The organism is Micromonospora okii (assembly GCF_020884795.1).
In the GTDB taxonomy this organism is placed as follows: domain Bacteria; phylum Actinomycetota; class Actinomycetes; order Mycobacteriales; family Micromonosporaceae; genus Micromonospora; species Micromonospora okii.
Genome location: NZ_BBZF01000012.1, coordinates 313,801 through 326,792, shown reverse-complemented (window position 1 = coordinate 326,792; position 12,992 = coordinate 313,801). Strand labels below are relative to the sequence as shown.

4 protein-coding genes and 1 pseudogene are annotated in these 12,992 nt (G+C 77.2%); 1 reads left to right on the top strand and 4 read right to left on the bottom strand.

Going from position 1 to position 12,992, the window contains the following annotated elements; genetic code table 11:
• Positions 1-25 precede the first annotated feature (25 nt).
• Complete coding sequence (locus tag LPU43_RS00895; RefSeq protein ID WP_229397828.1) at positions 26-2,863, top strand: helix-turn-helix transcriptional regulator; 2,838 nt, start codon at positions 26-28, stop codon at positions 2,861-2,863.
• A gap of 55 nt (positions 2,864-2,918) precedes the next feature.
• On the opposite strand, the gene LPU43_RS00890 is transcribed toward LPU43_RS00895, so the two are convergent.
• The 4 genes and pseudogenes from LPU43_RS00890 to LPU43_RS00875 form a co-directional block, all read right to left on the bottom strand.
• The gene (locus tag LPU43_RS00890) at positions 2,919-3,752 is read right to left on the bottom strand and encodes an ABC transporter permease (RefSeq protein WP_229397827.1); all 834 of its coding nucleotides are present in this window, start codon (positions 3,750-3,752) and stop codon (positions 2,919-2,921) included.
• Entirely contained in the window at positions 3,749-4,780 is a 1,032-nt protein-coding gene (locus LPU43_RS00885; RefSeq protein WP_229397826.1) for an ABC transporter ATP-binding protein, read from the bottom strand. The genes LPU43_RS00890 and LPU43_RS00885 overlap by 4 nt, the downstream gene beginning before the upstream one ends.
• 104 nt (positions 4,781-4,884) lie before the next feature.
• Positions 4,885-8,991 (bottom strand): annotated as a pseudogene (locus LPU43_RS00880) (type I polyketide synthase); the annotation flags it as partial.
• 76 nt (positions 8,992-9,067) lie between these two features.
• A partial coding sequence (locus LPU43_RS00875; protein WP_229397824.1) for a type I polyketide synthase occupies positions 9,068-12,992 on the bottom strand: 3,925 nt, incomplete at its 5' end.

The following is a 12,992-nucleotide window of genomic DNA, read 5'->3' as shown; positions in this document are numbered from 1 at the left end:
CCGCGTACGAGAGAGGCTGACACGAGTGGTGCTGGTGCAGCGGGAGGAACAGACGACCCGGCTCCGGAAGGCGTTCCACGCCTGCGCCGAGCAGCAACGCGGACACGTCGCGTTGGTGACGGGCGCGGTGGGCAGCGGCAAGACGAGCCTGCTGGAGGCGTTCGGCGAGTGGGCCGCCGCCGCCGGGGGACGGGTGCTCAGCGCGGCCGGTTCCCGGGCGGAACGCGGACTGCACCTGGGCGTGCTCGGGCAGCTCTTCCACAGCGCCCGGTTGGGGCACGAGGCGGCCGTCCGGATCGAGGAGCTGATGCGGGAGGCCGCCTCCGCCGTACCGCTGCCGGAGGCCGGCGGTGACGCGGCCGACGGGCCGGCGGCCGGCGACCGGCTCTGGGCCCCCCTGCTGCACGGCCTGTTCACCGCGCTGACCGACCTCGCCGAGCGCGGGCCGCTGCTGCTCGCCGTCGACGACGTGCACCACGCCGACCCGGCCTCGCTGCACTGCCTGCTCTACGTCACCCGCCGGCTGCGCCACGCCCGGATCATGGTGGTGCTCGCCGAGGCGTCGACGCTGCGCCCGCCGCACCCGCTGTTCCGCGCCGAGCTCCTCAGCCAGCCGCACTTCTCGCGGATCACCCTTCCCCCGCTGACCGTCGAGGCCATCGCCCGGCTCGTCGACGCCGACAGCGGCGTCGCCGCCCGCGAGGCCGCCGAACGCTACCTCGGCGTGACCGGCGGCAACCCGCTGCTCACCCGCGCCCTGATCGACGAGCGGGCCCGCGAGGCGGGCGACGAGCGCCTCCCGGACCTCACCGGCGGCGACGCGTTCGACCAGGCCGTGCTGGGCTGCCTCTACCGGCACGAGCCGGGGGTGCGCCGGGTCGCGCGGGCGCTGGCCGTGCTGGACCGCCCCGCCCCCGCCGAGCTGCTCGGGCACCTCCTCGACATGGTGCCCGAGTCCACCGTGCCGGCGGTGCGGGTGCTGCGCACCTGCGGCCTGATGGACGGCGACCGGCTCCGCCACCCGCGCATCCTGCGCTCGATCCTGGCCGACATGTCCCCCGAGGAGCGTCGGGGCCTGCACCAGCGGGCCGCCGAGATGCTGCACGAGCACGGCGCCGAGCCGGGCGTGGTGGCCGAGCACCTGGTCGCCGCCGCGTGGGCGCAGGCGCCGTGGGTGGTGCCCGTGCTCTCCGACGCCGCCGCGCACGCCCTGGCGGCGGGCCGCCCCGACCAGGCCACCGCCTGCCTGCGCCTGGCCGGCCGGGCCGAGATGGACGAGCAGCAGCGCACGGCGACCACCGCAATGCTCGTCGACGCCCGGTGGCAGGTGAACCCGACGGCCGTCAACGGGCACCTCACCGAGCTGGTGGAGGCCGCCCGGGCGGCCGGCTGGTCCACCGGCGCGGCGCTGTCCACCGTGCCGTACCTGCTCTGGCAGGGGCGGACGGAGGAGGCCACCGAGGCGGTCAGCGCCTTCTCCCCCGACGACGACCACGGCCCCACCGCCCTCGCCGGCCGGCTGCGGGCCATGCAGCTCCTCGTCTCGCTCACCCACCCCGACCAGCTCGCCTCCGTCCGGGAGACCCCCAGCACGTGGAGCCGGGCGGCGACCGCGCCGACCACCATCAGCCCCCAGTTGCAGGCGGTGACCGTGCTCGGCGCGGCCCTGATGCCGGCGGCCGAGCACGACACCGTCGCCACCGCCGAGCAGCTCCTGCAGCGGCACCACACCGACGACGGCGCGCTGGGCCTGCTCACCGCCCCGCTGCTGGCACTGCTGTGGTCCGGCCGCGCCGACCGGGCCGTCGCCTGGTGCGACGTGCTGCTGCACCGGCCGGCGGTCCGGCACACCCCGGTCTGGCGGGCCGTGCTCCGGGCGGTCCGGGCGGAGGCGGCGCTGCGCCTCGGCGACCTGCCGGGCGCGGAGCACCACGCCCGGGCGGCGCTGGCGGACCTCCCCGCCCCGGCGTGGGGGGTGGCGATCGCCGGCCCGCTGGCCACGCTGATCGGCTGCGCGACCGAGGCGGGCCGCTTCTCCGAGGCCGACCGCTGGCTGGCCCACCCCGTCCCGGCGGGGATGTTCCGCACCCCGCTGGGCCTGCACTACCTCGCCGCCCGGGGCCGGCACCACCTGGCCATGGGCCGACCGCACGCGGCGACCGCCGACCTGCGCCGGTGCGGCGAGCTGGCGCGCACCTGGGGCATCGACGTGGCGGGGCTGGTGCCGTGGCGGCTGGAGCTGGCCCGGGTCCAGCTCAGCGTCGGCAACAAGACCCACGCCACCCAGCTCCTCCAGGAGCAGCTGCGGCTCCCCCACGGCGTCGACGACCGGACCCGGGGCCGCGCGCTGCGGCTGCTGGCCACCACCGCCGCCCCGGACCACCGGCGCAGGCTGCTCTCCGAGGCGGTCAACCTGCTCCAGGGCTGCGGCGACCGGCTCGAACTCGTCCGGGCCCTCGGCGACACCGGGCAGACCCTTCAGCGGGCCGGCGACTCGGCGCGCGCCCGGCTGCTGGTCCGCCGCGCCTACCAGCTCGCCCAGGACTGCGGGGCGTCGGTGCTGGCCCAGCGGCTGATCCGGCGGGAGCCGGGCGGCGGGCTGCCCGCGTACCCGGCCGGGGCGGAGGCGCAGGAGCCGGACGACGGGCTCAGCGAGGCCGAACGGCGGGTGGCGGCGCTGGCCGCGCAGGGGCACACCAACCGGCAGATCTCCAGCAAGCTGTTCATCACGGTGAGCACCGTGGAGCAGCACCTCACCCGGGTGTACCGGAAGCTGGACGTCAAGCGGCGCACGGACCTGCCGGCGCGGCTCGTCGCGTACGCGGAGCCGCTGGCCGAGGAGCCCCAGGGCGCGGCGTCCTGAGCGACACGCACGAAAAAGGGGGGGCGGGGCCCCCCTTTTTCGTGCGTACGTCGCGTCAGTCCATCGCCCGCCGCATGAAGCCGCGGATGCCGATCACGCTGAACAGCACGAACACCCCGGCGAGGACGGTCAGGTCCAGCCAGAGCGGCACCGACTGCACCCCGGGCGGGGCGACCAGCGACCGGGTGGCCTCGCTGACGTAGGTGAGCGGGTTGAGCGCGCAGATCCACTGGAACCAGGGCAGCGAGTCCAGGGCGCGCAGCGGGAACTGGGTGGCGCCGGTAAACATCAGCGGCGTCATGATGACGGTGAACATGACCTGGATGCGGTGCGGCGGCACCAGCGTGCCGAACGTCAGGCCCATGGCCGCGCCGACCATCGCCCCGGCCACCAGCACCCCGAGCACGGGCAGCAGCGTGGACAGCGGCCAGGTGACGCCGAGCATGAGCATGCCGATCGGGATCAGCACGAGGCCGGCGATCACGCCCCGGACCGCGCCGAAGACGATCTTCTCGAAGGCGACCAGCGGAATCGCCATCGGCGAGAGCAGCCGGTCCTCGATCTCCCGGGTGAAGGAGAAGTCCATCACCAGCGGCAGGGCGGTGTTCTCCAGGCCGATCAGGAACGCGTTGAGCGCGATCACGCCGGGCAGCAGCACGTTGGCGAAGTCGTTGCTGGCGTAGCCGAGGCTGGTCAGCACCTTGCCGAAGATCAGCAGCATGAACAGCGGTTGGAGGAACACCTGGGCGCCGAACGCGCCCAGCTCCCGGCTGGTGACGAAGAGGTCGCGCCAGAGCACCGCCCGGAAGGTGGCGAGCTGCTCCAGCACGCGCACCGGTGCGGCCGGCGCGACCCCGGTGGACGGGGCGACGGGTGCGGTGACGCTCACCGAAGTTCCTTCCCGGTCAGGTGGATGAAGACGTCTTCGAGGCTCGGCTGGCCGATGCTGAGGTCGCGGACCTCGCAGCCCAGGTCGGCGAGGATCTTCAACGCCATCGGCACGGCGTTGGCCGGCGCGGTGCCGGTGTAGAGGCGGAAGGAGAGCGTGGCGTCCGGGTCGGCGGGGGCCTCCGGGGCCGGCGGCAGGCCGGGGAACATCGGCATCCCGCCGGGCGCGCCGCCGGCCCGCAGCCGCTCGACGCGCTCGATGTCGGGCACGTTGCCGAGGGCGGCCTGCACCTCCTCGGCGGGGGCGCCGGCCGAGACGACCAGGGTCAGCGTGCTGCTGCCCGGCAGGGTGCGGGTCAACGCGGCCGGGGTGTCCAGGGTGAGCAGCCGGCCGTGGTCGACGATGCCGACCCGGTCGCAGAGCTTCTCCGCCTCGTCCATGTCGTGGGTGGTCACCACGACGGTGACCCCGGCCCGCTTCAGCTCGGCGATGCGGTCGTGCACGAAGAGCCGGGACTGCGGGTCGAGGCCGCCGGAGGGCTCGTCCAGGAAGAGCACCCGGGGCGCGTGCATCAGCGCCCGGGCGATCATGGTGCGCTGCGCCAGGCCACCGGAGAGGAAGTCGGTGCGCGCGTTCGCGAAGTCCTTGAGCCCCATCTGCTCCAGCAGCTCGTCCGCCCGCTTCGTGCGCACCGACCGGGACACCCGGTGGTACGCGGAGTGGAACAGCAGGTTCTGCCGGACGGTCAGCGCCCGGTCCAGGTTCACCCGCTGCGGCACCACCGCCAGCAACTGCCGGGCCGCGGCCGGCGAGCGGGCCACGTCCGCCCCGCAGACGACCGCCCGCCCCGAGGTGGCCCGCACCCGGGTCGTCAGCACCCCGATCGTCGTGGTCTTGCCCGCGCCGTTCGGCCCGAGCAGACCGAAGACCTCACCCGCGGCGACCGAGAAGCTCAGTCCGTCCACCGCCGGTGGCATGTTGGGCTGGTACTGCTTGACCAGCTCCTCCACCACCACTGCCTCGTCCACGTCGCCATGCTCCCGTCCTGGTTCCTGATGGGACAGATGTCCTCGTTGCGATAGGGGCCGCTAGGGGCACGCCAGGGGCGCGCCGCCGGCGGCCGGGGGCCGCTTCACAGGCCCCGCGCGGCCAGCCACCCGTGCACGGCGACGGCCAGGTCCGGCCCCCGCTCGCCGACCATCGTGAAGTGGTCGCCGGCCGCGTCGACCGCCTCGTGCGGGTACGGCCACCGGGACCGCCACCCGTCGGGCTCGCCCTGCCACTGCCCGAGCGGCTCGCTGGCCCGCACCAGCAGCGTCGGCGACGCCATCGGCGCGGGCTGCCAGTCCAGGAACAGCGGCAGGTAGCCCGCCCACGCGGTGGTCCGGTAGTCGTCCATCGGGGTGTAGGCGGTGTCCCGCCCGACCATCCCGTCGAGCAGTTGCGACGTCCAGCCGCCGAGCACCTCGCTGTCGGCCGGGTACGTGTCCATCAGCACCACGGCGGCCGGGGGGCGGCCCTGGCGCTCCAGCTCCCGGGCGACCACGTTGGCCACCATCGCGCCCCCGGAGTGCCCGGCCAGCACGAACGGGCCGTCGCCCACGGCGCGCAGCACGGTGTCCGCGTGCACCCGTAGCAGCGCGCCCAGGTCGGCGGGCAGCTCCTCGCCCACCCCGAAGCCCGGGTTGGGCAGCGCCCACAGGTCGCGGCGGCCCCGGAAGCCGGCGGCGAGGCGGGCGTACTCGTGCGGGCCGGCGAGCAGGGACATGGTGCAGCAGCACACCACCGGGGTCGCGCCGGCCTCGCCCTGGGCCAGCCGGAGGATGCCGGCCGGGCGGGTGAGCTGGGCCGGCTCGGTGAAGCTGGGGCGGAACTGGGCGAGCTTGACCAGCAGCTCGGCGTACCCGGCGGCGTCCTCGCGGGCCTTCGGCTGGCGGAACAGGCCGCCGAGGAGCCCGCCGGCCCCCTCCGGGGTGGCCTCGCCGGGGCCGGCCGCCGCGTCGGCGACCGCGCCCGCGCCGAGGACCTGGGCGAGCAGGTGCCCGGCCAGCGCCGTCGGGGTGGGGTGGTCGAACAGCAGGGTGGCCGACAGCTCCGCCCCGGTGTCCTGGGCCAGCGCGTCACGCAGCTCCAGCGCGGTCAGCGAGTCGAAGCCCAGCTCCAGGAAGTCCCGATCCGCCTCGATCGACCCGGGCGTCCGGTGCCCGAGCACGGTGGCGGCGTGCCCCCGGACCAGGTCGAGCAGGATGCGGTGCCGGTCGGCGGGCGAGCTGGCGGCCAGCCGGTCGCGCAGCACGCGGGCCGGGTCGGTCGCCGCGACGCCGGCCGGGCCGTTCCCGCCGTCCGCCGCCGCCTCGGGCTCGGCGCGGTGGCGCTGCCGGTACGCGGCGAGGTCGGGCAGCAGCTCGGCCACGGCGTCCCGTCGGCCGGCGTCGACGCCGAGGACGGCGGCCAGGGCGGCGGGCTCGTCGGCGTCGACGGCGGCCCAGAACTCCCCGTCGGCGGCGGCCTGCGCCGCCCGCTGGCCCAGTTCGAGGGCCACCGGGTCGGGCCAGTACCGCTCGTGGTGGAACGCGTAGGTGGGCAGCGCGACGCGGGCGGCGTCGGTGCCGGCGAAGAGGGCGGCCCAGTCGACGCCGCCGCCGCGCAGGTCGACGGCGGCCAGCGCGGCGAGCAGCGTCTCCGCCTCCGGCTGGTTCCGGCGGCCGAGGGGCACGAACGCCGCCGCGTCGGCGTCGGGCAGGCACTCCCGGCCCAGCGCGGTGAGCGCGCCGTCGGGGCCCAGCTCCAGGAAGGTGCCGGCCCCGGCGGCGGCGAGGGTGGTCATCCCGGCGTGGAAGCGCACGGTGTCCCGGACGTGGTCGACCCAGTAGCCGGGGTCGGTGGCCTCCCCGGCGGTGAGCAGCGCGCCGGTGCGGTCGGAGACCAGCGGCACGGCCGGCGGGTGCCAGGTGGCCTTCTCCGCGACCACCCGGAAGTCGGCCAGCACGGCGTCCATCCGGGCGGAGTGGAAGGCGTGCCCGACCCGCAGCGGGCGGGTGCGCCGGCCCTGCGCGGCGAGGCGTTCGCCGGCCGCGCGCACGGCGTCGGCGTCGCCGGAGAGCACCACCGAGGCGGGGCCGTTCACGGCGGCCAGGGCGACGGCGTCGTCGAGCAGCGGGGCCACCTCGGCCTCGGAGGCCCGCACCGCCAGCATCGCCCCGCCGTCGGGCAGCGCCTGCATGAGCCGGCCCCGGGCGGCGACGAGGGCGGCGGCGTCGGGCAGCGACAGCACCCCGGCGACGTGCGCGGCGGCCAGCTCGCCGACCGAGTGGCCGAGGAGGAACGCCGGGCGCGCCCCCCAGGCGGTGACCAGCCGGTACGCGGCCACCTCGTACGCGAACAGCGCCGGCTGGGTGAACTCGGTGCGGTCCAGCAGGGCGGCCTCGGGCGTGCCGGGGGCGGCGAAGGCCACCTCCCGCAGCGGGCGGGTCAGGTGCCGGTCGAGTTCGGCGGCGACCTCGTCGAAGGCGGCGGCGAAGACCGGGAAGCGGCGGTGCAGCTCGACGCCCATGCCGGGGCGCTGCGCGCCCTGCCCGGCGAAGAGGAAGGCGAGCTTGCCGCCGGGGCGGGCCACGCCGCGTACCACGTCGGGGGCGGGCCGGTCCTCGGCGACGGCCCGCAGGCCGGCGCGCAGCGCGTCGGCGTCGGCGCCGGTCACCGCCGCCCGGTGCGGCAGCGCCGCCCGGGTGGTGAGCAGCGAGTACGCCACGTCGGCCGGGCGCAGGTCGGGGTGGGCGGCCAGGTGGTCCAGCAGCCGGCGCGCCTGCCCGGCCAACGCCGGGGCGGAGCGGGCGGAGACGATCCACGGCCCCGCCGGGGCGGGCGTCCCGGCGGGCCGGGCGGGCGGGGCGTCGGCGGGGTCGGCCTGCTCGATGATGGCGTGCGCGTTGGTGCCGCTGACCCCGAACGCGGAGACCCCGGCCCGGCGCGGCCCGCCGGTCTCCGGCCACGGGCTGCTCTCGGTGAGCAGGGCCACCGCGCCCGCCGACCAGTCGACGTGCGGGGTGGGCGCGTCCACGTGCAGGGTCGGCGGCAGCACCCCGTGCCGCATCGCGAGGACCATCTTGATCACCCCGGCCACCCCGGCAGCGGCCTGCGTGTGCCCGATGTTCGACTTCACCGACCCCAACCACAGCGGCCGGTCGACGGGCCGGTCCTGCCCGTACGTCGCGATCAGCGCCTGCGCCTCGATCGGGTCGCCGAGCGTCGTGCCCGTGCCGTGCGCCTCCACCACGTCGACCTCACCGGCGGTCAACCCGGCGTTGGCGAGGGCCTGCCGGATCACCCGGCGCTGGGAGGGGCCGTTCGGGGCGGTCAGCCCGCTGCTCGCGCCGTCCTGGTTCACGGCGCTGCCCCGCACCACGGCCAGGACCGGGTGGCCGTTGCGGCGGGCGTCGGAGAGCCGCTCCACGAGCAGCATCCCGACGCCCTCCGACCAGCCGGTGCCGTCGGCGGCGGCGGCGAACGACTTGCACCGCCCGTCGGTGGAGAGGCCCCGCTGGCGGGAGAACTCCACGAAGACCGTCGGGGTGGCCATCACCGACACCCCGCCGGCCAGCGCCAGGGTGCACTCGCCGAGCCGCAGCGCCTGGCAGGCCAGGTGCAGCGCGACCAGCGACGACGAGCAGGCGGTGTCCACGGTGACCGCCGGCCCCTCCAGCCCCAGGGCGTACGAGATCCGGCCGCTGGCCACGGCGGCGGCGCTGCCGGTGCCGAGGTAGCCCTCGACGCCGTCGCCCGCCCCGGTCAGCAGGGCCGCGTAGTCGCCCTGGCTGCTGGTGGCCGCGTAGACGCCGGTGGGCGCCCCGCGCAGGGTGGTGGGGTCGATTCCGGCGGTCTCGAACGCCTCCCAGGCGGCCTCCAGCAGCAGCCGCTGCTGCGGGTCCATGGCGATGGCCTCGCGGGGGCTGATGCCGAAGAACGCGGGGTCGAAGTCCCCGGCGTCGTGCAGGAACCCGCCGTCGCGCACGTACGAGGTGCCCCGGCTGGCCGGGTCGGTGTCGTAGAGCGCGTCGAGGAGCCAGCCCCGGTCGGTGGGGAACGGCCCCATCGCGTCGGTGCCGGCGGCGACCAGGTCCCACAGTTGCTCCGGCGAGCCGACCCCGCCGGGGAACCGGCAGCTCATCCCGATGATCGCCACCGGCTCGCCGAGCGCGGCGGTGAGCTGCTGGTTCTGCTGGCGCAGCTTCTGGTTGTCCAGCAGCGACGCGCGCAGCGCGCTGACGACCTCGTCCAGTGAGACGCTCATCGGGGGCTCCTTGCGGCCAGCCGGGTCACGAGTCGGTGCCTTCCAGGGCCATCCGGACCAGGCCGGCGACGTCCAGCTCGCTGATCTCCGCCTCGGGCGCGGGCGGCGGCGCGGCGGCCGGGCCGGTGACCGCGCGGCCGAGCTGGAGGAGCTGGTCGAGCAGGCCGGCCTCGCGGAGCCGGTCCAGGGGTATCGCGGCGAGGACCCGGCGCACCCGCTCCTCGTCGCCGCCGTCGCCGGGGCCCGCTCCGGCGTCGCCGAACAGCTCCTCGTGCAGGTGCTCGGCGAGGCCGGCCGGCGTCGGGTAGTCGAAGACGACCGTGGTGGACAGCTCGTGCCCGGTCGCCGCGATGAGCAGGTTGCGCAGCTCCACGGCGGTCAGCGAGTCGAAGCCGAGGTCCAGGAAGCCCCGGTCGGTGTCGATGACCTCCCCGGAGGAGTGGCCGAGCACCTTCGCCGCGTCCACCCGGACCATCTCCAGCAGCGCCGCCCGCCGCTCCGGCTCGGGCAGCGACCGCAGCCCGGCGAGCAGGTCCCGGTCGGCGGGGGCGTCCGGCACCTCGGCGGGAGCGGCGCTCAGCGCCCGCACGGCCGGCAGGTCGGCCAGCAGCGGGCTGGGCCGCAGCGCGGTGAACAGCGAGTGGAAGTGCGCCCAGTCGACGTCGACGACGGTGACGCAGGTGTCGCCGACGGCGAGCGCGTGCCGCAGCCCGGCCAGGGCCACGCCGGGCGGCATCACCCGCAGGCCACGGCGGCGCAACTGCTCCGGGGCGCCGTCGCCGAACATGCCCGACTCGGTCCACGGCCCCCAGGCCACGGAGGTGGCCGGCAGGCCCCGGCCGCGCCGCCGCTGCGCGAGCGCGTCCAGGTAGGCGTTGCCGGCCGCGTACGCGCCCTGCCCGCCGCTGCCCCACACGGCGGCGATGGACGAGAAGAGCACGAACGCGTCCAGCTCGACGCCGTCGAGCAGCTCGTCGAGCAGCTCGGCGCCGATCAGCTTCGGCGCGATCACGTACGCGAGGTCCTCGGCGGTGACGTTGGCCAGGGGCACCAGCTCGTTGACCCCGGCGGCGTGCACCACGGCGCGCAGCGGGGGGCCGTCGCGGCGCAGCTCGGCGACCAGGTCGGTCATGCCGGCCCGGTCGGCGGCGTCGCACCGGGCGACCCGGCACTCCACGCCGAGGGCGTCCAGCTCGGCCAGCAGCTCCGCCGCGCCGGGGGTGTCGACGCCGCGCCGGCTGGTCAACACGACGCGCTCCGCGCCGGCGCCGGCCACCCAGCGGGCCACGTGCCCGCCGAGCGCGCCGGTGCCGCCGGTGACCAGCACGGTGCCCCGGGGCCGCCACGGCTCGCCGTCGGCGTCGCCGCCGGCCGGGACGACCCGGCAGGCCAGGACGCCCGAGTCGCGGATCGCGAGCTGGTCCTCGGCGGGACCGCCGGCGAGCACGTCGGCGAGGCGGGCCGCCGAGGCGGGCTCCACCGTGGTCGGCAGGTCGACCAGCCCGCCCCAGCGGGTCGGCTGCTCCAGCGCGGCCACCCGACCCAGTCCCCACAGCAACGCCTGGCGGGGGTTGACGGGCACGTCGCCGTCCCCGACGCCGACCGCGCCCTGGGTGACGCACCACAGCCGGGCCGCCGCCTCGGTGTCCGTGAGTTCCTGGAGGAGCTGCACGGTCGCGGCCAGGCCACGGGGCAGCGCCGGCTGCTCGGCGTGGGGCGCCTCGTCCAGCCCGAGGAAGGACAGGATCGACAGCGGGCCGTCGCCCGCGTCGAGCGCCCCGCCGAGCACGTCGGCGAGTTGGCCGCCCAGCTCGTCGGGGTCGGCGGCGGTGTCGACGGCGACGACGGCCGCCTCCGGGCCGAGCTCGCGGGCGCAGGCGCGCAGCCCGGGGTCGTCGGCCCGGTGGGCGGGCAGCAGCGCCAGCCAGCGGCCGGGCTCCCGCCGCGCCGCCGCGTCGGCCAGCGGGGTCCAGGTCGTGCGGTACCGGGCGGCGTCCACCAGGGAGCGTTCCCGCCCGCGCCGCCGCCACGCCGACAGCGCCGGCAGCACCGCCCCGAACGGCTGGTCCCGCGCCACGTCCAGCTCGCGGGCCAGGGAGTCGAGGTCCTCGGCCTCGACCGCCGCCCAGAACCGGCGCTCCACGTCGGAGCTGTCGTCGAAGGCCGCGGCGGTCGCCCAGGGCGGGGGCTCGGGCCAGTAGCGCTGCCGGTCGAAGACGTACGTGGGCAGGTCGACCCGCCGCGCGCCGGTGCCGGCGTACAGGGCGGACCAGTCGGGGCTGACGCCGTGGGCGTGCAGCGCGGCGACGGCCCGCAGCAGGGCGGCCGGCTCGGGCCGGTCCCGGCGGAGGGTGGGCACGACCAGCGGCTCCCGGCCGCCGGCCGGCGCGCCCCCGGCGAGGACGGTCCGGGCGAGGGCGGTGAGCACCCCGTCGGGGCCGATCTCGACGTACGCGGTGCAGCCCCGCGCCCGCAGGGCGGCGACGGCGTCGGCGAAGCGCACGGCGTGCCGGGCGTGCCGCATCCAGTACGCCGGGTCGCCCAGCCCGGCCGCGTCGACGGGCGCGCCGGTGACCGTGGAGACCATCGGCACGGTCGGGGCCCGGTGCTCCAGCCGGGCGGCGACGGCGGCGAGGTCGTCGAGCACCGGATCCATCAGCGGGCTGTGGAAGGCGTGGCTGACGGCCAGCCGCCGGGTGCGTACGCCCCGGGCCGACCACTGCGCGGCCAGCTCCTCGACGGCGTCGCCGGCCCCGGAGAGCACCACGGCGGCGGGGCCGTTGACGGCGGCGACGCTCACCCGGTCGGCGTGGTCGCCGAGGGAGGCCAGCACGTCGGCCTCGGCGGCGGCGACGGCCCACATCGCCCCGCCGTCGGGCAGGGCCTGCATGAGCCGGCCCCGGGCGGCGACCAGCGCGGCGGCGTCGGCCAGGGTGAGCACCCCGGCGGCGTGGGCGGCGGCGAACTCGCCGATGGAGTGCCCGGCGACCGCGTCGGGCCGCGCGCCCCACGCCGACAGCAGCCGGAACAGCGCCACCTCGACGGCGAAGATCGCCGGCTGGGTGTACTCGGTGCGGTCCAGCAGGGCCGCCCCGGGCGTGCCGGGCTCGGCGAACAGCACGGGCCGCAGCGGCCCCGGCAGGTGCGGGTCGAGAACGGCGCAGACCTCGTCGAGGGCGGCGGCGAAGACGGGAAACGCCTCGGCCAGCTCGCGGCCCATGCCGGGGCGTTGCGCGCCCTGCCCGGAGAACAGGTACGCCACCTTCGGCCGGGGGGCGACCGCGCCGGTGACCACCAGCGGCGAGTCGTCGCCGGAGCCGAGGGCCCGCAGCCCGGCGTCCAGCGCCGCCCGGTCGGCGGCGAGGACGACGGCCCGGTGCTCCAGGCCCGCCCGGGACACCGCCGACGACCAGCCGACGTCGACCAGCGGCGGGGCGTCCGGCCCGGTGAGCCGGTCGGCCCACGGCCCGGCCTGGGCGGCGAGGGCGGCCGGGGTACGCGCCGACAGCAGCACCGGCACCAGGGGCAGCCGGCCCGGCTCACCCCCCGGCTCACCGCCCGGCGCGACCGGCTCGGTCGACGCGGTCGGCTCGACCGACTCGGCCGGGGCGGTCAGCTCGGCCGGTCCGGTCGGCGCGACCGGCGCGGCTGCCTCGGGGGCCTGCTCCAGGATGGTGTGCGCGTTGGTGCCGCTGATGCCGAAGGAGGAGACGGCGGCCCGCCGGGGGCGGCCCGTCACCGGCCACGCCCGGCCCTCGGTCAGCAGCTCCACCGCGCCGACGCCCCAGTCCACCTGGTCGGTGGGCTCGTCGACGTGCAGGGTCGGCGGCAGGAAGCCGTACCGCAGGGCGAGGACCATCTTGATGATGCCGGCGACGCCGGCGGCGGCCTGGGTGTGGCCGATGTTGGACTTGATCGAGCCGAGCAGCAGCGGACGGTCGGCGGGGCGG